The 22,677-nt window shown below is 63.2% G+C and carries 20 protein-coding genes and 1 pseudogene; 7 read left to right on the forward strand and 14 right to left on the reverse strand.

Annotated features, from left to right (window positions below; translation table 11 throughout):
• Nucleotides 1-83: 83 nt before the first annotated feature.
• From ACH79_RS30135 to ACH79_RS30175, 9 genes are all read right to left on the reverse strand, one after another.
• Nucleotides 84-1,217: a hypothetical protein gene (locus tag ACH79_RS30135; protein ID WP_161854181.1), complete on the reverse strand. Its 1,134-nt coding sequence runs from the start codon at nt 1,215-1,217 to the stop codon at nt 84-86.
• 199 nt (nt 1,218-1,416) lie between these two features.
• Nucleotides 1,417-2,157: an SDR family NAD(P)-dependent oxidoreductase gene (locus ACH79_RS30140; protein WP_161854182.1), complete on the reverse strand. Its 741-nt coding sequence runs from the start codon at nt 2,155-2,157 to the stop codon at nt 1,417-1,419.
• A gap of 160 nt (nt 2,158-2,317) precedes the next feature.
• Nucleotides 2,318-3,823, reverse strand: a complete 1,506-nt coding sequence (purF, locus tag ACH79_RS30145; protein WP_161854183.1) for an amidophosphoribosyltransferase — start codon at nt 3,821-3,823, stop codon at nt 2,318-2,320.
• Nucleotides 3,824-3,854: 31 nt separating this feature from the next.
• Nucleotides 3,855-4,484: a CvpA family protein gene (locus ACH79_RS30150; protein WP_161854184.1), complete on the reverse strand. Its 630-nt coding sequence runs from the start codon at nt 4,482-4,484 to the stop codon at nt 3,855-3,857.
• A 167-nt stretch (nt 4,485-4,651) separates the two neighbouring features.
• Nucleotides 4,652-6,115, reverse strand: coding sequence for a DNA repair protein RadA (gene radA, locus ACH79_RS30155; protein WP_161854185.1), 1,464 nt, complete (start codon nt 6,113-6,115; stop codon nt 4,652-4,654).
• Between the two features lie 102 nt (nt 6,116-6,217).
• Entirely contained in the window at nt 6,218-7,612 is a 1,395-nt protein-coding gene (locus tag ACH79_RS30160) for an adenylate/guanylate cyclase domain-containing protein (RefSeq protein WP_246738744.1), read from the reverse strand.
• A gap of 208 nt (nt 7,613-7,820) precedes the next feature.
• Nucleotides 7,821-8,237, reverse strand: coding sequence for a hypothetical protein (locus ACH79_RS30165; protein WP_161854187.1), 417 nt, complete (start codon nt 8,235-8,237; stop codon nt 7,821-7,823).
• Between the two features lie 78 nt (nt 8,238-8,315).
• Nucleotides 8,316-9,191: a prohibitin family protein gene (locus tag ACH79_RS30170; protein ID WP_161854188.1), complete on the reverse strand. Its 876-nt coding sequence runs from the start codon at nt 9,189-9,191 to the stop codon at nt 8,316-8,318.
• Nucleotides 9,192-9,324: 133 nt separating this feature from the next.
• Nucleotides 9,325-10,047 (reverse strand): sulfite exporter TauE/SafE family protein, encoded by a 723-nt coding sequence (locus ACH79_RS30175; protein WP_161854189.1) that lies wholly within the window; start codon nt 10,045-10,047, stop codon nt 9,325-9,327.
• Nucleotides 10,048-10,140: 93 nt separating this feature from the next.
• Between ACH79_RS30175 and ACH79_RS44375 the strand changes: the two are divergent.
• Nucleotides 10,141-10,501, forward strand: a pseudogene (locus tag ACH79_RS44375) (GFA family protein).
• Between the two features lie 21 nt (nt 10,502-10,522).
• Here ACH79_RS44375 and ACH79_RS30185 read toward each other — a convergent pair.
• Nucleotides 10,523-11,251, reverse strand: coding sequence for an adenylate/guanylate cyclase domain-containing protein (locus ACH79_RS30185; RefSeq protein ID WP_161856645.1), 729 nt, complete (start codon nt 11,249-11,251; stop codon nt 10,523-10,525).
• 164 nt (nt 11,252-11,415) lie between these two features.
• Between ACH79_RS30185 and ACH79_RS30190 the strand changes: the two genes are divergently transcribed.
• Both ACH79_RS30190 and ACH79_RS30195 read left to right on the forward strand, forming a co-directional pair.
• Complete coding sequence (locus tag ACH79_RS30190; RefSeq protein ID WP_161854190.1) at nt 11,416-11,862, forward strand: cupin domain-containing protein; 447 nt, start codon at nt 11,416-11,418, stop codon at nt 11,860-11,862.
• A gap of 121 nt (nt 11,863-11,983) precedes the next feature.
• Nucleotides 11,984-14,248: a spermidine synthase gene (locus ACH79_RS30195; RefSeq protein WP_161854191.1), complete on the forward strand. Its 2,265-nt coding sequence runs from the start codon at nt 11,984-11,986 to the stop codon at nt 14,246-14,248.
• Between the two features lie 15 nt (nt 14,249-14,263).
• Here ACH79_RS30195 and ACH79_RS30200 read toward each other — a convergent pair whose 3' ends face one another.
• Nucleotides 14,264-15,034 carry an exodeoxyribonuclease III gene (locus ACH79_RS30200; protein ID WP_161854192.1) on the reverse strand — a complete coding sequence of 257 codons (771 nt, stop codon included), beginning with the start codon at nt 15,032-15,034 and terminating at the stop codon, nt 14,264-14,266.
• Between the two features lie 48 nt (nt 15,035-15,082).
• Here ACH79_RS30200 and ACH79_RS30205 point away from each other — a divergent pair, with 48 nt between their 5' ends.
• Nucleotides 15,083-15,304: a cysteine rich repeat-containing protein gene (locus ACH79_RS30205; RefSeq protein ID WP_161854193.1), complete on the forward strand. Its 222-nt coding sequence runs from the start codon at nt 15,083-15,085 to the stop codon at nt 15,302-15,304.
• Between the two features lie 40 nt (nt 15,305-15,344).
• Here ACH79_RS30205 and alr read toward each other — a convergent pair whose 3' ends face one another.
• The 3 genes from alr to ACH79_RS30220 all read right to left on the reverse strand — a co-directional run bounded on the left by alr (nt 15,345) and on the right by ACH79_RS30220 (nt 20,184).
• Nucleotides 15,345-16,580, reverse strand: a complete 1,236-nt coding sequence (alr, locus tag ACH79_RS30210; protein ID WP_161854194.1) for an alanine racemase — start codon at nt 16,578-16,580, stop codon at nt 15,345-15,347.
• A gap of 44 nt (nt 16,581-16,624) precedes the next feature.
• Nucleotides 16,625-18,130 (reverse strand): replicative DNA helicase, encoded by a 1,506-nt coding sequence (locus ACH79_RS30215; protein WP_161854195.1) that lies wholly within the window; start codon nt 18,128-18,130, stop codon nt 16,625-16,627.
• Between the two features lie 803 nt (nt 18,131-18,933).
• Nucleotides 18,934-20,184 carry a cyclopropane-fatty-acyl-phospholipid synthase family protein gene (locus ACH79_RS30220; protein ID WP_161854196.1) on the reverse strand — a complete coding sequence of 417 codons (1,251 nt, stop codon included), beginning with the start codon at nt 20,182-20,184 and terminating at the stop codon, nt 18,934-18,936.
• A gap of 259 nt (nt 20,185-20,443) precedes the next feature.
• On the opposite strand from ACH79_RS30220, the gene ACH79_RS30225 reads away from it, so the two are divergent.
• The 3 genes from ACH79_RS30225 (at nt 20,444) to ACH79_RS30235 (ending at nt 22,673) form a co-directional block, all read left to right on the forward strand.
• Nucleotides 20,444-21,484 carry a hypothetical protein gene (locus ACH79_RS30225; RefSeq protein ID WP_161854197.1) on the forward strand — a complete coding sequence of 347 codons (1,041 nt, stop codon included), beginning with the start codon at nt 20,444-20,446 and terminating at the stop codon, nt 21,482-21,484.
• Nucleotides 21,485-21,582: 98 nt separating this feature from the next.
• Nucleotides 21,583-22,188, forward strand: coding sequence for a TetR/AcrR family transcriptional regulator (locus ACH79_RS30230; RefSeq protein ID WP_161854198.1), 606 nt, complete (start codon nt 21,583-21,585; stop codon nt 22,186-22,188).
• Nucleotides 22,185-22,673 (forward strand): PaaI family thioesterase, encoded by a 489-nt coding sequence (locus ACH79_RS30235; RefSeq protein ID WP_161854199.1) that lies wholly within the window; start codon nt 22,185-22,187, stop codon nt 22,671-22,673. Before ACH79_RS30230 ends, ACH79_RS30235 begins: the two co-directional genes overlap by 4 nt.
• Nucleotides 22,674-22,677: the final 4 nt, after the last annotated feature.

The following is a 22,677-nucleotide window of genomic DNA, read 5'->3' on the forward strand; positions in this document are numbered from 1 at the left end:
CAGAAATGGTTGTTCGCCGGCTCTCTTCTCGGAACCTGCCAGCGCTTTTGCGATAGTCCTTCTCGAAAGCGCGGGCAATGCATCTATCGTAGCGCGTCCGAGGTCAGCTTGAACTTCTGGATCCGCTTTCCGGTGTCGACCTCGGCTGTATAGACATTGCCCTTGGCATCCACGGCCATGGCGTGAACCCAGTGGAACTGCCCGGCATTGCGGCCGCTGCGGCCAAAACTGCCGACTACGGTACCATCATCCCGTTTGAGCACCCGGATTTCATTATTCTCGCCGTCGGCGCTCAGCAGATAGGTCTGCTTCGGGTCGGGCCAGATCGCGATATCCCACACGGCGCCGTTGCCGCGCGTGTTCTTTTCGTAAAACCATTCCTTAACGAAGGTTCCATCTTTCCTGAAAACCTGGATACGGTTGTTCATGCGATCGCAGACATAGAGCAACCCGTCATTGGCGAGCTTCACGCAATGCACGGGGTTGGCGAATTGCTGCGGGGCCGGTCCATTGGGATCGTAGGGCGGCTGTTTTTCATCGCTCGGCGGTTTGCCGTAGGCGCCCCAGTGCCGCTTGTAGGCACCGGTGGTGGCGTCGAACACGATGACGCGGCGGTTGCCGTAACCGTCCGCGACGAAGATTTCGTTGGCGTCCTTGTCGACCGCGGTCTCGGCGGGCTTGCCAAGCTGCGTCGTGTCGCCAGAACCCTTGCTCGGTGCGATCTTGCCGATCTGCATCACGAACTTGCCGTCGAGCGTGAATTTCAGGATCGCATTGTCATTGTCGGCATTGCCGCCGATCCACACGAAACCTTTCTCGTCCACTTCGATGCCGTGCTCGCGGCCGACCCATTCGTAGCCCTCGCCGGGGCCGCCCCAGGAGCGCAAGAGATTGCCGTCGGCATCGAACTCCAGCACCGGCGGAGCGGAGACGCAGCATTTGGAACGGGGCGGGTTCAGCGCCGCGCCCTTTTCGTCGTCGGTCAGCGAGCGCGGACGGTGAATGACCCAGATGTGGCCTTGCGAGTCGACAGTGATGCCGCCGACCTCGCCGAGGATCCAGTTGTTCGGCAGCGGTTTTGGCCAGGACGCATCGACGGCGAAGGTCGGGATGTCGGCGGCGTGTGAGGATGCGGGTGCTATCAGAATTGCGGCGGCGAAGCAGGCGGAAATGGCTTTGGAAAGATAGTGGCGGGCGCGATTACGCGTTGGCGTCATAGGTGCCTCCCGATGATTTTCTTGGCGGGTTGTCCCGCTTGAGAATGCAGTCAATCGTGGGCAGGCGACCGAGTCAATCATTGTCACCGTCATTGCGAGGTCACCGTCATTGCGAGCGCAGCGAAGCAACCCATGTCTCGACAAGCGGCATGATGGATTGCTTCGCTGCGCTCGCAATGACGGAAGAGCGCGCGAGAGTTCACTCCGGTGCGCGGAAGCTCATCAACTTATGCGTCTTGTAGTCGTAGAGCTTGCCGGTCTCGTCCCACTCCGGCGCGCACATCGGCACGATGAACTCCGCGGCCTGCTCCGGCGTATCCAGCGTCATCGGGTCTTCGCCGGGAAATATGCTGGCGCGCATGCGGGTGCGGATCGGGCCGGGGCTGAACAGGTTGACGCGCAGCTTCGTGCTCACGGTCTCATTGGCCCAGGAGCGCACCAGCGTATCCAATGCGGCTTTCGAGGCGGCGTAGGGACCTTGGTAGGCGTTGGCCTTGCTGGCCGCGCCCGAGGTCACGAACACGGCGCGGCCGGCGTCCGAGACCCGGAGCAGCGGATCCATGCAGCGGATGAGCTGGAAGTTCGCGGTGACGTTCACCGCGATCACATCGTTCCAGGGTTTCAGTTCGATATGCCCGAGCGGCGAGGAGGGGCCGGCGATACCGGCGTTGCCGACGAGAATGTCGAGCTTGCCGTGGCGTTCATGCAGTGCCGCGCCAAGCCGCGCGATGCCGTCGAAATCGGTGAGGTTGAGCGGCACCAGCGTGGCGCTGCCGCCGTCTTTGCGGATCTCGTCGTCGAGTTCCTCAAGCCCGCCTTGCGTGCGTGCGATGGCAACGATGTGCGCGCCGGCACGGGCGAGCGCGCGGGCCGTGGCATAGCCGATGCCGCGTGAGGCGCCCGTGACGAGTGCGATCCGGGAGGCGAGGGGTTTGGTCATGATCTAAGCCTTCGTCATGCCCGGGCAGAAGCACGAAGTGCGTCTTCGTGCCAGACGTCCCGGGCATCCACGTCTTCGGCGGGGTATTACAGACGTAGATGGCCGGGACAAGCCCGGCCATGACGGAAAATTACCGGTTTATTGGCCGCAAACGCGGCCGTTAGCTTGCCTCCGCCAGCAGCGACAATTGCCGGGGCTGCGGCTCGACCTGGGTCTGGTCGGTGAGGTGGGTCGGGTAGGCGCCAGTGAAGCAGTGGTCGGAGAATTTTGGATTGGCGGGATCGCGGCCCGGTTCGCCCATGGCGCGGTACATGCCGTCGATCGACAGGAACGCTAGCGAATCCGCGCCGATGATCTCGCGCATCTCTTCCAGCGAGTGGGTCGCGGCGAGCAGGCCGCCGCGGTCCGGCAGATCGATGCCATAATAATCGGGATAGAGGATCGGTGGCGAAGCGAGACGGAAATGCACCTCGCGCGCGCCGGCGTCGCGCATCATGCGCACGATCTTTTTCGAGGTGGTGCCGCGCACCAGCGAATCGTCGATCAGGATGATGCGCTTGCCTTCGATCGCGGCGCGGTTGGCGGAATGCTTCATGCGCACGCCGAGCTCGCGAACGCTCTGGGTCGGCTGGATGAAGGTGCGGCCGACGTAGTGGTTGCGGATGATGCCGAGTTCGAAGGGGACGCCCGAATACTGGCTGTAACCGACGGCGGCGGGCACGCCGGAGTCGGGCACCGGCACCACGACGTCGACATCGGGATGGCTTTCGCGTGCGAGCTGTGCACCGAAGGCTTTGCGAACGTCATATACCGAGCGGCCGCCGACGATGGAATCCGGCCGTGAGAAATAGATGTACTCGAAGATGCAGGGCCGCGGCGGCTTCGGCGGGAACGGTTTGTGGCTGTTGGCGCCGGTCTCGTCGAACACGATGATCTCGCCGGGCTCGATGTCGCGGACATATTTGGCGCCGATCATGTCGAGCGCACAGGTTTCCGAGGTCAGGATCGGACGGCCGTCGAGATCGCCGAGCACCAGCGGCCGGATGCCGAGCGGATCGCGTGCGCCGATCAGCTTCTTGTTGGTCAGCGCGACCAGCGCGTAAGCGCCTTCGATCGCGCGCAGCGACTCGATGAAGCGGTCGATGAAACGGCTGCGCTTGGATTGCGCCACCAGATGCAGGATGACTTCGGTATCGGTGGTCGACTGCATCATCGCGCCGCCCTTCACCAGCTCGCGGCGCAGCGTCAGGCCGTTGGTGAGGTTGCCGTTATGGCCGACCGCGAAACCGCCGGCATTGAGCTCGGCAAACAGCGGCTGCACGTTGCGCAGGATAGTGGCGCCGGTGGTGGAGTAGCGGACATGGCCGACTGCCATGCTGCCGGGCAGGCGCTCGATCACCTCGCGGCGGGAGAAGGTATCGCCGACGAGACCGAGCCGGCGTTCAGAATGGAAGCGGCTGCCGTCGAAAGAGACAATGCCGGCGGCTTCCTGGCCGCGATGCTGGAGAGCGTGTAGTCCGAGCGCCGTGATGGCGGCGGCCTCGGGGTGGCCGAAAATGCCGAACACGCCGCATTCTTCGCGTAGCGTGTCGCCTTCGAGATCGTCCTGCAACTCGATGCCGTGATTCAGGTCGAGTTGGCCGGCGGGATCGGAAGGGTTTTGCATCGCGTCCATCGCCTCTCTATCTTGGCCAGAATTAGCGGCCCGTGGATTTCTCGATCTGCTTTTTAAGGCTGTCACGGGCAGGTTTACTGTAGCCATCGCCGGACCCAGGGGCTGCCTGGTCGGCGTCAGTTTGGTCGTCTTCCGGTTTATTCTTCTTGAATCGTTTTAAGATGGTGTTCTCGGGGTCATCCGGCAAGAGCGACATTAACCAATCCCCGGTTCCCTGCAGGACGACCCGGGATTTTGCACCGGTGATCCAGTCCGGCCGCTGCTTGTCCGGGACCAGCCAACTAAAGAACAGGAAAGCGACCACCACGATCAGGAGGCCGCGGCCGAGGCCGAACAGGAATCCGAGCGTGCGATCCAGCGCGCCGATCCGGGAATCCAGGATCATGTCCGAGATTCGCACCGTGATGACGGAGACCACGATCAGGGTGCCGATGAAGGTGCCGGCCACGACCACCACGGTCGCGATCGTATCGCTGCCGAAATAGGCCTTGGCGGACGGCATCAGCTTCGAGAAGGCATACAGTGTCACCAGCGCCGCCGCGCCCCAGGCCGCGATCGACAGGATTTCGCGCATGAAGCCGCGCACCATGGCGAGCAGGCCCGAAATCAGCATCACACCGAGCAGGACGAGATCGAGTATCGTTACGGGCATCGGCTGGTCAGGTCCGCTCGTCAGTTCTCAAAGCAGCGAATCGGCGGGTCAGGGCTCCCCCCAAGTGAGGGGCAGACGGCGCATCCCGCAAGGCCGGATATCGTGCCATCCCGGTCCGCCTTTCGCGCGCGTTGTATAGCGGCGAGGGCGGGGCGCGTCACGCCGCTTTAGCTGTTTTCACGACGGAATCGCGACGGTGTGGCATTTTTCTCCGTCACACCCTCGCGATTGGTCTCCCTGTTGCCTCTTGGCGTTCCGCGTGCCGCGATTTCGGCAACCAGGCTGGTCAGTCCGCCGACGCTGTTCAGCGCCAGACCTCCATCGTTGCCGATCTCGCCACGGGCCGATTCGGGCAGAACGGCGCGTCCAAAGCCCAGTTTGGCGGCCTCTTTCAAGCGCGCCGAGGTCTGCGCCACCGGCCGGACCGCGCCGGAGAGCGAAATCTCGCCGAAATAGACCGCATCCGTTGGTAACGGCGCGTTTACCAACGACGAAACCAGGGCGGCTGCCGCCGCGAGGTCGGCCGCGGGCTCCTGGATTCGCAGGCCGCCCGCCACGTTCAGATAGACGTCGTAGCCGGACAATTTGACCCCGCAATGGGCCTCCAGCACCGCCAGCACCATCGACAGCCGGCTCGGATCCCAGCCCACCACGGCCCGCCGGGGGGTGCCCAGCGTGGTCGGCGCCACCAAGGCCTGTAATTCCACCAGAACGGGGCGGGTGCCTTCGATCCCGGCAAAGACAGCGGTGCCCGGGCTGCCAAGGTCCCGTTCAGAGAGGAACAATTCGGAAGGGTTGGAGACCTCGCGCAGGCCGAGGCCCGTCATCTCGAACACCCCGATCTCGTCGGTCGGCCCAAAACGATTCTTCATCGCGCGCAAAATGCGGAAATGCTGCGAGCCTTCGCCCTCGAACGACAGCACCGCGTCGACCATGTGCTCGACCACGCGGGGGCCTGCGATCTGGCCGTCCTTGGTGACGTGTCCGACCAGGATGATCGCCGCACCGGATTTCTTGGCGAAACGAATAAGCGCCTGCGCCGAGGCGCGAACCTGCGTTACCGTCCCGGGCGCCGACTCCACCGTGTCGGTCCACATGGTCTGGATCGAATCGATCACGATCAGGCGCGGCACCGCGCCTTCCGACAGCGTCGAGACGATGTCCTCGACCGAGGTTTCTGCGGCGAGCTGCACCGGCGCATCCGCCAGCCCCAGCCGTTCGGCGCGCAGCCGCACCTGGGCCACCGCCTCTTCGCCCGAAATATAGACCGCGCGGTGGCCTGCGCGCGCCAACATGCTGGTGGCCTGCGTCAGCAGCGTCGACTTGCCGATGCCGGGGTCGCCGCCGACCAGCAGCACGGAGCCGCGGACAAAGCCGCCGCCGGTGACGCGGTCGAGCTCGGTCATGCCGGAGGACAGGCGCGGGGCGTCATTGCTCTTGCCGGTCAGCGATTCCAGCGCAAACGTCCGGCCCTTGCGCCGCGAGCGGACCGAGACCGGCATCGAGGTCGCGCCGGTCGTGTCCTCCTCGCTCAGCGTGTTCCACTCGCCGCAGGAGTCGCACTTGCCCTGCCAGCGATTATAAGCAGCGCCGCAGTTCTGGCAGACGAAGGAGAGGGTGGATTTGGCCATGATGGAGATAGCAGACTCGGTGGAACGGGCGGCACTACTTAGCACGGAAAGATGCCATGTGGCGCGATGAGTGCCGATGCATCCATCGCACGCGTCGGGGCATCAGGAAGGGGTGCCCGCACAAGTCCATATGCCAACCGGTTGCTCAAGCCCACGAATGCTTTGCGCTGGCTGCTCGACGAGCAACGCGAAGTCGGCACTCGACTGGTTCGTTTCGGTACGGGCCTGCTGGACCAGCGCGTCGCTGACCACGATGGCGCAGCCGAATTCGCGGGTCAGCGCCTCGAGCCGGCTCGCCGCATTCACGGTGGTGCCGATCACGGCGAATTCGAGCCGGTTGAGGCCGATGTCGCCCAGCACGACTTGCCCGTAGTGCAATCCGACGCTGACCTGGATCGGTGGCTCGTTGCGATTCATCCGCTCTCCGTTCAACTCGGCAATCGAGGCGATCATGCCCCTCGCGCAACGCAAGGCGTTCAGCGCGTCGGAATCGCCGGCGAACGGCGTGCCGAACGTGGCCATCAGGCCATCGCCGAGATACTTGTCGAGCGTTCCGCCGTGCTGGAACACTTCTCTTTCCATTCGCTCATGGAATTGTCGCAGCGTATTGATGACCTCGTTCGGGTCTCGTCCATCGGCGTAAGCGGTGAACCCCACGATATCTGCAAACAACACCGCAACGTCCTGGGTGCGAACCCGCGTGAGCGGCTCGTCATTGCCCGACAGTTCGTTGACGACGTTGGGCGAAAAATAGCGCGCCAGATTGGCGCGTTCGCGTTCGATCCCGGCGTGGCTGATCAGGAGCGCATTCGAGCGGCGCACCGCCAGCGCTAGGATCGCAGCCACGATAATGAACACCGTTACTTGCTGGAAGCGGGCGCCGAAGCCGATCGACGAGGGATCGAGGATCTCGAACATGCGAATATCGGCGCCAATGGCTTCCTTGACACGCGCCGACAGCGCGGCATGGCTTTCCGGCTGCAGGTAGGCCCAGCCGACGGCAATGGCCCACAGGGCAGCGGTCCACCCGCCCATTGCGACGACTGTTCGCCACGAATAGGCGAGGGTGGCGGTGGCAAGGAAAATGAAGAAATAGATGAAGCTGTCGAACCGGAATTGCATCCCGACTGGCCAGTTAGCGTCGCTCCAGGGATTGGGTACGACGCTGAGGAAGGTCAGCAGCGCGAGATCGCAGATGATCAGGAAAACCTCGATCGGCGAACGCCCGACCTTGCCGACCTTGAGTTGGGCCCAGCCGATCAGGGCGAAGAATCCCAGCATCAGGACGTAGTAGATCACGTCCCAGTTCGGATTGATGATCGGCAGGGTAACGGCCGTGACCGCCAGCGCGACCCAGCGGGCCCGGACAGCGAGCAGCAGGCCCTCGCGCTTGCTGTCGATAAGGGCGGCTTCCGCGAATTTCAGGGTGTCTTGCCGGGCTTCGTTTCGTCCGGTTCGCTGGTCGCCCAGATAGGGGGCATCAGCAGTTTCCACCATCAGGCTCAAGACGCACTCTCCCAGTCGAATCGAGCCGTGCAACTTGCACGATCTCGTCGATCAGAGTGGCACGTCTGAGATGGCGCGGCCACCGATCCACGGCGTCATATCTGATAAACGTTGCAGTAGTCAGGCCGTCGAGCAAATTTGAACATCAATTGCCCCGCGCGCCTCGATCCAGATCGGGGCCGATCCCGAACCCCAATGGCTACCGGTCCTTGGGAAGGTCGCTCTTGCGCTTGCAAAGCAAATAAGGCTTGCCGTCGATTTTGAGCGTGTCCTTTGGACCGGGTGACAGCCTGATCGTCACTTTCCGCCCGTTCGCGCCCTTGTTGTAGTCGTCCCAGAATTCAAAGCAGGTTGTCGACAGCACCAGGCCGTTGCCGGCCGGCGTCTTGCGGTCGACCCGGCAATGATTTTCGTATTGATCGACGAGCGGCGCCGGCTTGCCCTTGATCACGTTCTCGAGGTCGATGAACGTCTTGCTGTCCGGCCCGTCCTTGTCGCGGCAATCCTTCCTGCTCGTTGCCCAGAGTCCATCAAACGTCGGCGCGGCGTGCGCCGACGTTTGCGCAGCGAGAGCGGCAACGACGCTCGCGAGCGTGATGAGAACGACATTCCGCATGATTGGTCTCGAATGTGGGGACGTCATGTGGCGGCGTCCGAGATCATCCCGGCAGCCGCCACGCGACAAACTGCAGCTTTATTTCACCGACACGAACGGCACGGCCGAGCCCGGCACCATCGTGGTCGGCAGCACGCCGTTCCAGCGTTCGGCCTGCACGAGCGTCACGAGGTTGGGGTTGGTGCCGAGCGCCTTGGCGCGGGCCTCGATGGCGGCGGCTTCAGCTTCGCCGGTGATCCTGATATTGGTCGCCCGCGCCTCGCCGTTCAGCCGCAGCGCATCGGCGGCGGCCTGCGCCTCGGCGCGGACGGCGTTGGCCTTGGCGGTCGCCTGCGTCACGGTGATCTGCGCCTGCACCTTTTCGCGCTCGGCGTTCTGCTGCAGCTTCTGCACCTCGACCTCGGCCAGCATGCGCTGCTCGATCGAGTGCAGATAGTTTGCGCTGAATTCGATGTTTTCGAGCTGGACGCTCTCGATCGTAATCATGGAGTCGTCTTTCAGCGACGCCGTGATGGCGTCCTTGATCGCGGAATTGAGCGCGCCACGCTCCTGAATCGCCTTCACGGCGGTGTAGCGGCCGAACACGATCTTGACCTGCTGGTTCACGGCCGGGCTGACGACCTGTTTGACCGCGGTGTCGAGGCCGCTGAACTTGGCGTAGAGGTCGGCCACCTTGTCCGGCGAGGCGCGCAGGGTGACGCTGATCTTGAGATCGGCGGGCTGCTGGTCGTAGGAATATGAGTTCATCTTGTCCCAGGCATAGGTGAAGGTCTTGACGCTGACTTTCTCGACGCTGTCGATCAGCGGGACCTTGAAGCCCAGGCCCGGCTGCGCGGTGCCGATGACCGCGCCATAGCGCAGCTTCACGCCGCGCTCGGTCTGATCGACGGTGTACCAGCTTCCCGCGGCGATGATGGCAATGACGACGATGGCGCCGATGATTCCCCTGGGCATTTCGGTCTCTCCAGACGTGGGTGATGCGAATCCATGCCCGGCATTGATCTGTGGTCACTTGCCGAATGGATGTGACACGCGTCACTTGGTCGGCGGTTGCTGGCGAATGGTTCAGGCGGTCCGCGCCGAATCCTTACGCAAAAGCGGTCCACAGCAGGGTGAGACCGGCGGCCAGCATGATGCCATCCATCAATAGCCGAAAGACGTCGGGCTGAAGATGCAGCACGAAACGCTTGGCGACAAAGGCGCCGAACATAAGCGAGGAGCCGGCGATCAGGCCTTTCAGCGCGATATCCGGCGTCAGCGCGCCGAAGCGTTCGAACGTGACCGACTTGCTCAAATAGAGTCCGAGCGAGCTGGCGGCTTCGGTGGCGAGGAAGGCGCCCTTGGTCAGCCCGTAAAACAGAAACAGCGGCACGCTGAGCGGGCCGGTCGATACCACGATGCCGGTGAGATAGCCGATGACCGCGCCACCGATCGCAAGGTGCCAGAGCTGTGCCTTGAGCTGATGGCGGGCGAGCCAATGCCGCACCGGCACCATCGCGATGAGAAACAACCCGATCGTGATATCGACGGCGTGCGAGGGCAGCACGAGCAACGTTCGCGCGCCAAGCGCGGCGGCGGGAATCCCCGTGGCCGAATAGGCAAGGCAGGCGCGCCAGTCGACCTCGCGCCACCAGGCGAGGATGCGCGAGAAGTTCGCCATCACGGCCGCCACCGCCATGATCGGCACCGCTTCCTTCGGCCCGTATTGATAGACCAATACCGGCATCAGCATGATCGACGAGCCGGTGCCGACAATGCCGGAGATCGTGCCGGCGAGCAGGCCGACAATAAGGACAAAAAGGAAGCCCAAGGGTGCTGTCTTTCACGTTTCTCTGATGCTGACACCATGGTGGCAGCAGGATCAGGTTACGACGTCCAGGCGCTACAGGGAAAGGAGCCGATCGTGCCAATCAAGGGAAGCTGCCATTGCGGCCAGACGCAATTCGAGGTGAGCGAGCCGCCGGCGGAGATGACACGCTGTACCTGCTCGCTATGTTCCAAGCGCGGCGCGTTGTGGGCTTACTACACGCCGGCGCAATTCCGCCTGACTTCGCCGCCGGAAAATGTCGCGACCTATCTTTGGGGCAGCCGCACCGTCAAACATCATTTCTGCGCCAGTTGCGGCTGCGGCACCTATTCGGAATCGCCCGACTGGTCGAGCGGCAAGCCGGACTTCGACAATCCCAAGGTTGCCGTCGCTGTTCGACGATTTCGATCTCGACGCGGTGCCGGTGACGGTGATCGATGGCAAAAATCTCTGGTGAGACCGGCGTCGGCCGGTTGCGCTAGGCAGCGTACAACTCAACCGGTGCGTCGAACCCCTTGAGCTGGAATGCTTTCGAAGAGCTGCCTTTCAAATCCGGTTGGGCGCGGTCAAACACGGCTTTCGTCACCAGGATCTGGTCGGCTTCGGCCACCGACTGGGCCCGCGAGGCGGTGTTGACGACGGTGCCGATTGCCGTCAGGTCGCGATGCGAGCGACCGAACTCGCCGAAGCTGAGTTCGCCCGTATGGATGCCGATGCCAATTCCGAGATCGCTGGAAGAGAGACCGTGCGCCTGGACAAGGCTCTCGCGCCGATCGCGCCAGTTGGCCTGGATATCGCGGGCGGCGAGCACGGCGTTTCTGGCGTGCTGCTCCCGCTTCAAGGGAAAATTGAAGACCGCCATCACGGCGTCGCCGATGGTCTTGTTAAGAAGTCCCTCGTGCTCCCAGATCGCGTTGGCGCATTCATCGTAGAACGCGTCGAGCAGTCCGGAAACCGCGTCCGGCGATTGCGACTGCGACAGGCTGGTGTAGCCGCGCAGATCGGCAAACATGATGGTGGCGTCGATAGTGATCTTGCGGGCCCGCATTACCTTCGTGAACATCAGCTCGCAGATCGTGCAGGTATTGGGATTCATCCGGCTTGGACGAATGCCGAACGCACGAAATGGCGCCGAGACCACGCCGCGAAGCGGCACCGGCACATGCATCTGCTCCCAGCATCCCTTGCAGATGAACGATTGTTGCAGCGCCGCCATTTTCAACCTCGATCCACGAGCGCGGCAGGGTATGGCGATCCTATAACCGGCGGTGGGTACGAGCAAGACAGTGTCGCCGCAGCGCACACCTGGCGGCTGGCGGCGAGAGGCAAAGCTGCTAGGATCGCGTCAAAACAGCAGAACGGAGGATCGCCATGGACGCCGTGACGAAGGGCGCGCAGACCGCAGACACGCATTCCCATCTGGTCCGTCCCGACAGCATGGAATGGCAGAAGACCCGTTTTCCCGGTTGCGAGGCCAAGACGCTGCTGTTCGATCGCAAGACCGGCCTGATGACCGCGCTGATGCGGTTCGCGCCGGGCGCCGTGTTGCCCGACCACGAACACGTCAACATCGAGCAGACCTACGTCCTCGAAGGCTCGCTCGTCGACAAGGAAGGTCCAGCGCAGGGCATCGAATGCAAGGCCGGCGAATTCATCTGGCGTGAGGAAGGCAGCCGACACGTTGCGTGGTGTCCACAGGGCGGGCTGATGCTCGCGATCTTCCAGGTGCCGAACAAGTTCTTCGAGGCCGATGGCCGCGTCATCGATGCTGCGGGCGAAGACTGGGACGCGGCGTGGGGGCACACACGAAAGGGCTGACAGCCGCCGTCCTTCCCGTCAAGGCGACGTTTACCATGACGTCCCCCGCCCCCAGCTACCGGTTAAGTCTTGTTTAGGGGCGGCTCGATACCGTGCCGGAATTGACGTGCCGGGGATATCGATGTCGCTCTTCCATGCTTCGGGCCGGATATTGCCTGGCCGCGATCGGCAGGCGACAGACATCCGGCTGTTACCTCTGCTCTACGGGCTGACGCTGTTCGTCTCGGCGCTGCTTCTGTTCTCGATCCAGCCGATGTTTGCGAAGATGGTGCTGCCGAAACTTGGCGGCGCGCCGGCTGTGTGGTCGGTCGCGATGGTGTTCTTTCAAACGACCCTGCTGGCAGGTTATGCCTACGCTCATGTGCTGAACCGCCTGCTAGGGTCTCGCCGAGCTGCGATGCTCCATCTGGCACTGGTCGGACTCACGGCGATGGCGTTGCCGATTGCCGTCGCGCCGGGATGGTCTGCGCCGCCACCGGACGGGACGGCGCTTTGGCTGTTTGGACTGTTTGCGATCTCGATCGGCCTTCCATTCTTCACGCTGTCAGCCAGCGCGCCGCTGCTGCAAAGTTGGTTTGCCGCGAGTGGACACAGGCAGGCGGGCAATCCCTACGTGCTCTACGCCGCGTCCAATCTCGGTTCGTTTGCCGCTCTGTTCGCTTATCCCGTCGCCATCGAGCCGTTCCTGACGCTCAAGGCGCAAACCGCGGCCTGGTCGTTCGGATTTGCGCTGTTTGTCCTGCTTCTGGCCGTCACCAGCCTGTTCACCTCTGGCGCAGCACGGGTCGCCGTGCATGCCCCGCCGCCAGATGAGGTGCATGCGAATGCGATAGAACGAATGCGCTGGGTCGCGCTCGCAGCGGTGCCATCCGGCCTCGTTATCGCGGTCACAGCGCACCTGACGACCGACATTGCTGCCGCGCCGTTCCTGTGGGTGGTTCCGCTGGCGATATATCTGCTCACCTTCGTCGCCGCGTTTCGCGAAAGGCCGTGGATCGCCCATGCCAATGTGGTCCGATTTGTTCCTTTCGCCGTGGCGCCGCTCGCGGTGAGCCTGATCGGTGGCGAGAAGGTGTTCTGGGTGACGATGATCGCCCTCAACCTCGTCGCGTTCGCGCTCCTGACGCTGATGTGTCATGGCGAACTCTATGGGCGCCGTCCAAGCGCGCAGCGGCTGACGGAGTTTTACCTTTGCACTTCGTTCGGCGGGGTGATTGGCGGAGCGTTTGCGGGCCTGCTGGCGCCGCAGATATTCAACGGCAATTACGAATATCCGATCCTCGTAGCGCTGGCGGTGCTGTGCATGCCAGGATTCTTCGCCGGCGGCATCCGCAAGGCAGCGACTGAACTTTGGCCGTGGCTTCTGCCTAGCGCGGTCCTGGCACTCATTTGGTATTTCACTCGGCTGCCGTTATCTGCGACCCTGGAGCTGCCGTTTCAAGTGGTGCTCGTGCTGCTGGCGGCCGCGATGTTGTTTCTGCGGCAGCGGCTGATGTGCTTCTTCGCACTCGTGGTCCTAAGTTTTACCGTCACCGGCCTGTGGCGCCCCGGAATAGCGCCGATCGAAACGGCCCGTAGTTTCTTCGGCGTCCACAGGGTGGCCGAACTTTCCGAGGGCAGGGTTCGTATCCTCTATCACGGCACCACGATCCATGGCGCTCAGCGGCTGCGCAACGAGCACGGAACGCTGGTGGGTGGCTCGCCGAGGCCGCTGACCTACTACTACCCGGAAGGTCCGCTGGCCGAAGCGATCAATGCCGCCCGCGCCGCCCATGGTGCTCTCGGGCGTGTCGCCGTGGTCGGGCTCGGTACGGGATCGCTGGCCTGCCATCGCAAAGCCGGGGAGCACTGGACCTTTTTCGAGATCGATCCGGAAGTGATCCGCATCGCGCGGGATCCGCATCTTTTTTCGTTCTTGTCGAGTTGCGCGGCCGATGCACCGGTCGTCGCCGGCGATGCGCGACTGACGCTGGAGGCCTCGCCCGGCCGTTATGACCTGATCGTTCTGGATGCTTTTTCGTCCGATAGCATCCCGGCGCATCTGCTGACGCGCGAAGCGCTGGCGGGATATCTCGCGAAACTCTCGCCCCGCGGCGTGATCGTCGCGCATATTTCCAACCGCTACCTCGATCTCACCCCCGTGGTGGCCAACGTCGCCCGGTCCCAAGGGCTGGTCAGCTTCCTTCGTGAGGATGACAGTGCGGGCGATTTCATGACGACATTCGTGTCCAATGCCCGGGTCGTCGCAATGGCGCGCGCAGCCGGAGATATCGGAAGCGTCGCGGAAAAATGGACCGTGTTGCATCCGGATTCCAACAGCGCGTTGTGGACGGATGACTATTCCAACATTCTGGGCCTCATGCTGCGCCGGAAATTCGGCGGGTAGAGGCTGCGCGAGCAGCTACTTCAGCACGATCCACGCCGGCGCATGGTCGCTGGCGCCTGCCTCGCCGCGGATCTTGCGATCGACGCCGGCCTTGATCAGGCGCGGCGCAATGGCGGGGCTGAGCAGCAGGTGATCGAGCCGCAATCCGGCGTCGCGCGGCCAGCGGTTGCGCTTGTAATCCCAGAACGTGAACATCGGCTTTGACGGGTGCAGGGTCCGGATCGCGTCCGTCCAGCCCTGGTCTACCAGCGCCTTGAATGCTGCACGGCTCTTGGGCTGGATCAGGGCGTCCTTGTCCCAGGACTTGGTCGGATAGATATCGAGGCCAGTCGGCGCCACGTTGTAGTCGCCGGCCAGCACCACGGGGATATCCTGCTTGAGCAGTTTTGCGGCATGCGACCGCAGCCGTTTGAACCAGTCGAGCTTGTAGTCGAATTTCGGCCCGGGCTGCGGATTGCCGTTCGGCAGATAGATGCTGGTGACGAGGATGCCGTTGACGGCGGCCTCGATGTAGCGCGCCTCGTCATCGTTGCGATCACCGGGCAGGGCGGTGCGGGTCAACACTGGTTCGGTCTTTCGCGCCAGAATGGCAACGCCGTTCCAGGTCCTCTGCCCACGCCATATCGCGCCGTAGCCGGCCTTCTCGATAGCCATAATTGGGAACTCGGCGTCGGTCGATTTCAGTTCCTGCAGACAGACGACATCGGGCTTGGCTGCGCGCAGCCAGCGCAACAGGTTGGGCAAGCGGCGGTTGACATTATTAATGTTGAAGGTCGCGATCTTCATGTAGAGCTAACCGGCATCACTATGCTTCGCCTGACACCTGGAGACTCCATGTCGAAATTGCGCTTCGTCATTCCCGTGCTCGCCATCGGATGCTCCGGATCAGCGGTTGCTCAAACCACCGACCAGCGCGGCGCCTGCAAGGCGGACTATGACAAGTATTGCGCCGGTACGCTGCCCGGCGGTGGCCGTGTCGTTGCATGTCTAAACAAGCAGCAGCACCAACTCAGCGATGCCTGCAGACAAGTGTTGGCTAGCCGGAAGAAACAGTAGAACAGGGCAACACGCCGCGGAGCAACACAGAGAGCAACAACTAAGTGGAAGCGGCAGCCGGCTCCGCCGGAGGCGGAGCAGGGACCTCTGCAGTGGCATTGCCGCCCTTGTAGATCCGCGCATAGCGCTTGCCGAGGCTGGTCATCACTTCGTAGCCGATGGTGCCGAAGTGATGGGCGAGTTCGTCGACCGTAATGCCTTCGCCGATCAGCGTCACCATATGGCCGCGCCGCACCGCGTTCTTGTCGAGATCGGTGATGTCGACCGCCGTCAGATCCATTGAAATCCGCCCCGCGATCGGGCAGCGCTTGCCGGCAACCACCACCTCGGCGCCGCGGGTACCGTCATTGGAGCTGGCCGCGCGGAAGTAACCGTCGGCATAGCCCGCGGCGACGATCGCTATTCGGGTCGGACGCCGCGCCGTCCAGGTGCCGCCATAGCCGACGGTATCGCCGCGCTCGACGTTGCGGATCTGCACGATGCGGGCCTTCAGTTCGACGACCGGCTGCATCGGGTTGTCGGCCTCGGGCGTCGGATTGATGCCATAGAGCGCGCAGCCCGGCCGCACCATGTCGAACTGGAACTGGGCGCCGAGGAAGATGCCGGACGAGTTCGCCAGCGACGCCGGAACGCCCGAGAACAGGCTGGCGATTTCGCGGAAGGCTGTGAGCTGCCTGGCATTGGCGGGATTGTTGAGCAGTTCCGCCGAGGCGAGATGGCTCATCACGAGCGTGATGCCGTGATCCCCGGCATTGATGCGCGGGATGATGCCCTGCGCCTCGGTCACAGTCAGACCGAGCCGGTTCATGCCGGTATCTATATGGATGGCGGCGCCGCCCGACCAGCCGGAGCGGCGGCAGAACACGTCCCATTCAGCGAGTTCGTTGAGGTCGCCGATTACCGGCTTGCAGTCGATCTTGGCATAGGCGTCGCCGGTGTTCTGGAAGAAGCCGCCGAGCACGTAGAGCGCCGCTCCCGGCACCGCCGCACGGACCACGCGGGCCTCATCGAGCGTGGCGACGAAAAACGTCTTGCAGCCGGCGCCGGCAAGCGCACGCGCCACCTGTTCGGCGCCGCAGCCATAGCCGTCCGCCTTGACGACACCGGCGCATTCGGCCGGCACCGCCGTCTTCTCGAGCTTGCGCCAGTTGGCGACGATGGCGTCGAGGTCGACCGTCAGCACGCCGGTTGCGGCGGCAAGCACGGCAGCCTGGTTCGCCTCGGGGGAGAGCAGGGTGCCCTGCGGAATGGATTTGGGATCAGGAGCGACGTTCATGCCACGGTTTTACGCGGCGGAACGCGGCGGTTCAACTGCTGTGCTCAATGCTCATAGCTGCGGTCGGGCAGACTGCCGTCGTGCGCAAGGTCACTGAATCGCGTGAACTGGCCCTCGAACTGCAGATCCACGGTGCCGGTCGGGCCGTGGCGCTGCTTGGCGATGATAACTTCGGCCTTGCCGTGCACCAGCGACATGTCGAGCTGCCACTTCTCGTATTCGGGGGTACCGATGCGCGGCTCCTTGTTCTGGAGGTAATATTCCTCGCGGTACACAAAGATCACGACATCGGCGTCCTGTTCGATCGAACCGGATTCACGCAGATCGGACAGTTGCGGGCGCTTGTCGTCACGGTTTTCGACCTGACGCGAGAGCTGCGACAGTGCGATGATGGGAACGTTGAGCTCCTTGGCGAGTGCCTTCAAACCGGTGGTGATTTCCGTCACTTCCTGCACGCGATTGTCCGAGCGCTTGCCCGATCCCTGCAGCAGCTGGATGTAGTCGATCACGATGAGGTCGAGCCCCTTCTGCCGCTTCAGCCGCCGCGCCCGTGCGGTAAGCGCAGAGATCGAAAGGCCGCCGGTTTCGTCGACATAGAGCGGCAGCGATTGTAATTCGATCGAGTAATCGCGGATCTTCTCGAAGTCGGCCTCGCTGATGCCGCCGCGGCGGATCATGCTGGAGGAAATGCTGGTCTGTTCGGCCAGGATACGTGTGGCCAGCTGCTCGCCCGACATTTCGCAGGAGAAGAAGCCGACGATGCCGCCATTGACGGTCTTCATCGTGCCATCGGCCTGAACTTCAGCGCGGTGCGCCTTGGCGATGTTGTAGGCGATGTTGGTGGCGAGCGACGTCTTGCCCATCCCGGGGCGGCCGGCGAGGATGATCAAGTCGGACGCCTGCAGGCCGCCCATCTTGGTGTCGAGGTCGCGCAGGCCGGTGGCAACGCCCGACAGGCTCCCGTCGCGCTGGAAGGCCTTGGCCGCCATGTCGACGGCGGTGGTCAGCGCCTGCGAGAAGCGCTGGAAGCCGCCGTCATAACGGCCGGATTCGGCGAGTTCGTAGAGCTGGCGCTCGGCGTCCTCGATCTGCGCGCGCGGGGCAAAATCCACCGGCGCGTCGAAGGCGACATTGACCATGTCCTCGCCGATCCGGATCAGGTCGCGGCGCAGCGACATGTCGTAGACCGTGCGGCCGTAATCCTGCGCGTTGATAATCGTGGTGGCTTCCGCCGCCAGCCGCGCGAGGTATTGGCCAACCGTCATGCCGCCGATATCGGTGTCAGCCGGCAGGAAGGTTTTCAACGTCACGGGCGTCGCGACCTTGCCCATCCGGATCAGGCTGCTGGCGGTCTCGAAAATGGTCTGGTGGATCGGCTCGAAGAAGTGCTTCGGCTCCAGAAAGTCGGAAACCCGATAGAACGCGTCGTTGTTGACCAGGATAGCACCCAGCAGGCTCTGTTCCGCCTCGATATTGTGCGGCGCGCTCCGGAAGGCGGGAGTTCCCGCGTCGGGAGCAAGCTTGAGAACGTTCGAATCAGTCAGAGCCATGGCGTCAGGTTATGCAGTTGGTTTCCGGCGTTGCCAGCATTTCCGCAAGGGGGGCGGCGATAAAGCGCCTGTCCCGGGCAAAGCGGAAGCAAAAGCTCGCCGCTATGCACCGTTCTTCAAAAATGTGGATGAATCCGACGCGTGGTCGGCGCGAAGCTTGACGGGGTTTCGGCCGAAATCGGGCGCTGCCGGAGCGGCTTCCACGAAAATGCCAGATAAAATCTTAGGAGAGCCTGAACCTTATCGTCACCCGGACAGACATATTCCGACGGGGGCGGCGTTTTCGAGCCGCGACCTTAAGCGTTGATCAAACCAGCATCAGGTAGAGGAACGCGAACAGGGCCGCGGCCACGCCGATTGCTATCAAGGCGTAGTCGATCCGGATGTCGGACTCGAACGGAGCTGGGTAGGTCTGCTGGCTCATGGCGCGAGATGTACGACGGACCGCCAAGGGCCTCTGTGAAGTAGATCACATCGGATGTGATTTTCTTCGCGGCAGAATGGATTGGTTACGAAATCGGGAACGCGCTGGCGATTTTCGAGTTGCCAGTTGTAACGACCAAAGGGACAAGGCGATGGGTCAGCAACTCCAGGGATGGCGATCGGCAAGCAGCCAGCGCTTGTGGCTGTCGATGCTGATTGACGCAATGGAAGAGACTTCGCGCCCGGAACGGCGTGCCGAGCCCTGCGATGGTGAGTTGCTAGCCGCGCTGCGAGCCCAGCTCGCCCGTCCGGCCCTTCTTCGCACGCCCTACACTTCAGCTTACAGCCTGCGGAACTGACCCGCTCCCACTTGCGGCGGCTTATTCGCCCGCCAGCCGCAGCCGCGGTTTCTTTCCGAGTTCCATGCGCCGCAGCCTCGCTTCTTCCCGGGTAATGTAGCCGCGCGTCATCGGCACGATCCCTTGGCGCTTGGTGAGCTGGATCTGGAAATTCATCAGGTTCTGCTTCCGGAACGACATCTCGGACGCCGCCAGATAAAATTCCCACATGCGGGCAAACCGCTCGTCGTAAAGGCGTACCGCCTCATCACGCCGCGCCATGAAGCGGTCGCGCCACGCCTTGAGCGTTTCGGCGTAGTGAAGCCGCAGGATTTCGATGTCGCAGACCAGAAGGCCCGCCTTCTCGATCGCAGGGATGACTTCGGAAAGGGCCGGGATATAGCCGCCGGGGAAGATGTATTTCGTAATCCACGGGCTCGACACATCGGGCCCCGTCGAGCGGCCGATCGAATGCAGCACCATGACGCCGTCGTCGCTGAGAAGTTCGGCGCAGCGCCGGAAAAAGGTTTCATAGAAATCGATGCCGACATGCTCGAACATGCCGACCGATACGATCCGGTCAAACGGGCCGGCAATGTCGCGATAGTCGCTCAGCACGAATCTGGCCGACCCCGACAGGCCGTTCTCAGCGGCGCGGGCATTTGACGCCTGCAATTGCTCCGAAGACAGCGTGATGCCGGTAACATCGGCTCTGGCCATTTCGGCGAGATAGAGGCCGAGGCCACCCCAGCCCGAGCCAATGTCGAGCACGCGATTGCCGCGTCCGATCAGGAGCTTGGCGGCGAGGTGACGCTTCTTGGCGAGTTGGGCATCGTCGAGCGTGGTATCCGGCGTTTCGAAATAGGCGCAACTGTATTGTCTGTCGGCGTCGAGGAAGAGCGAATAGAGCCGCCCGTCGAGATCGTAGTGATGGGCGACGTTGTTTTTCGCCCGGCCGCGCCAATTGAATTGTCTGATGTGCCTGCCGAAATAACGCAGCCACCACTGCAGCTTGGCCCAGCGCGGCAGCATTTCGGGCTGGCCGAGCAGGATCTCCAGCGCGTCCGCGATCGAGCCGTTCTCGACCACGAACGTGCCGTCCATATAGGCTTCGCCCAGCGCCAGCTCGGGATTGAGAAGAATCCGCAGTTGCGTGCGTTCGTTCAGGAATCTCGCCGATACTGCGTGGCCGGTTCCATCCCCGCAGGTAAATCTGGCCCCACTCGCGGACGTGAAGGTCATCGTGCCGCGGCGAATGAATTGACTGAGGAAATAACGCAACAACCGATCCATCGAAGCACCAATGGAGCCAGCGATTCGTTACATCGACACACCCAGGAAAAGTTGGTTCCAGAATGGCTCCATATTATCATAAGTACGATGGTGCCGCGGCGCTAGTGTGTTGGAGTCAAAGCCCTTATTCCCGAAAGCCACAATCACGCAGATGCGCAATAAGCGCGCTTCCATTCGCGTCATAATCGTCTAAAAGGTGACCCCGCCGCCGGCACGTTGAGGACGCGTGCAGGCGATTCTACCTCTGGAGAAGCAGGGAATGTTGAGCCGAGCGCTCAGTTCAGCGACGGTGATGCTCCTGATCGGCTGCTTCATGGCAGGCGTGGCGCGGGCGCAAAATCTCGACGCCGGCAAGAGCCCCTCCCAAATCTTCTCGAGCACCTGCAATGCCTGCCACAAGAGCCCGCGTGGCCTGTTGAAGAACGTGTCGACGTCGTCGTTGCCGGGCTTTCTGCGCCAGCATTACACGACCGGTACTGACATGGCCTCGGTGCTGTCCTCCTACCTGATATCCAACGGCGCTGCCGACCCCCGGTACCAGAGCAAGGATCAGGCGAAGAAGGACGCCAGGCAGAAGGATGCCAAGCAGGACGGCAGGACGGATCAGCCCGACCGATTCAGCTTCGGCCGCCGGCAGCCGCCGGCCCAGGAGGCCCGGCCGGACGCCGCCGGAACCTCGCCGCAAGGCGAGGGCACGCGTCCCGGCCGCGACGCGAAGCGGGCCGCACGGCCACAAACACCGCCCGAGGCGGCCAAGCCTGCAGATGGCGAGGCCCCGGTCCGGGCGGCGACCGACAGCAAATCGGGCGGCAGGCAGAAGCAGGGCCGGCGCGGCAGGCCTCCGGTTGAGGAGCCGCCGAAAACCGAGCAGCCGGTCCAGGGCGAAGCCTCAAAGGAGGATGCGTCCAGGGATGCCGCCAAGGATGCCGCCAAGGCCGAAACCGACGCGACCGATCCCGGCAAGACTGACGCGATCAAGAGCGAAGGCGACAAACCGGCCAGCGAGGCGGCGAAGTCCGTAGGCGAGCCGGAAAGACCGGCACGTGAGAGCCAATCCGAGACGGCCAAGGTCGATGCTCCCAAGGAGAGCGTCGGCAGCGAGCCGAATCCGCTGCGGTCCGATCCGGTGCCTCCGATCACACCTGCGCCGCCAGCATCGGCAGCCACCGCGCCCGATCCGGCCGCGAGTTCCCCCGAGGCCACGCCAGTGCCCGCGGCCCCTCCGCCGGCGACCGCTACGGCCCCTGCCGCACCGCCGGTCGCGCCCGCCGGCCCGCCCATGCCGCCTATCTCACGATAAAAATTCCAGATGCCGAATGCCGGTCGGCCACGCCGCTTGACCATCTCTAGAGCGTTACTCTAGAGTGTCGATCTAGTCGAGATCGAAGGCGACGGCGAATGAGCACGGCACGCGAGGATCTGCTGGAAGCGGGATTGGCGGTGTTCGACCGCGACGGTTTCGAGGGCGCCACCGTGGCTGCCATCAGAACCCGCGCCCGGGCGTCCAACGGCAGCTTTTTCCACTTCTTCGGCTCGAAGAAGGAACTGGCCGGCACGCTCTTTCTGGAAATTCTCGCCCGCTACCATGCAGCCGTCATTGCCGCAGTCGATGAGCGCCGCGGCGCGCGGGAAGGCGTGGCGCGCCTGATCCGCGCCCATCTCGAATGGGTCGTCAGCTCCAGGCGCGAGGCGCGCTATCTGTTCGAGATTTCCCGCAGCGAGTGGACCGAGGAGATCCGCGGCGCGCAGCGCGCACAGAATTCGCGTCTGGTGGAAGCCGTCGAGCGATGGCGCGCACCGCTGGTCGAGCGCGGCGAATTGTTGCCGATGACGTCGTCGGTGTTCTTTAGCCAGATCATCGGACCGGCGCAGATCTTTTGTCGCGCATGGCTGTCGGGCCGCGACCGCACCGATCCAAGAGAGCAGGCCGAAATGCTGATCGCCTGCGCCATCCGCGCGGTGGTCGCGGCTGATGCGATCCAACAACCGGGAGAAGCCAGATGAATGCGAACAACGATCCCGACTTCGCCCCGATCGCAACCCGGATCCGTGACAATGTCGGCCGCCAGGGATTCATGAATCATATAGGGGCCGAACTGTCCGAACTGACCCGCGGCACGTGTACGCTTGAGGTCGACCGTCGGCCGGAGTTGCTGCAGCAGAACGGCCTGTTCCACGGCGGCGTCACCGCCTTTCTCGTCGACAACGCCACCACGATTGCTGCTGCGGCATCGCGCGGCCAATCGGCGCTGACGGCCGAATACAAGCTGAACCTGCTGTCGCCGGCGACAGGCGAGCGCCTGATCTGCCGCGCGCGCGTGATCAAGCCCGGACGTCAGGTTGCCGTGGTTGCGGCCGACGTGTTTTGCGTAACCGATGGCATCGAGAAGCACACCGCGACCGCGCTCGCCTCGATCGCGATGCTGGACGAGAAGGCGGCTGCCGGAATTCCAAGCCCGGCCCGAGGGCCGGGCTTGATGTCGTCTTGAAGCG

Source organism: Bradyrhizobium sp. CCBAU 051011, assembly GCF_009930815.1.
Classification (GTDB): domain Bacteria; phylum Pseudomonadota; class Alphaproteobacteria; order Rhizobiales; family Xanthobacteraceae; genus Bradyrhizobium.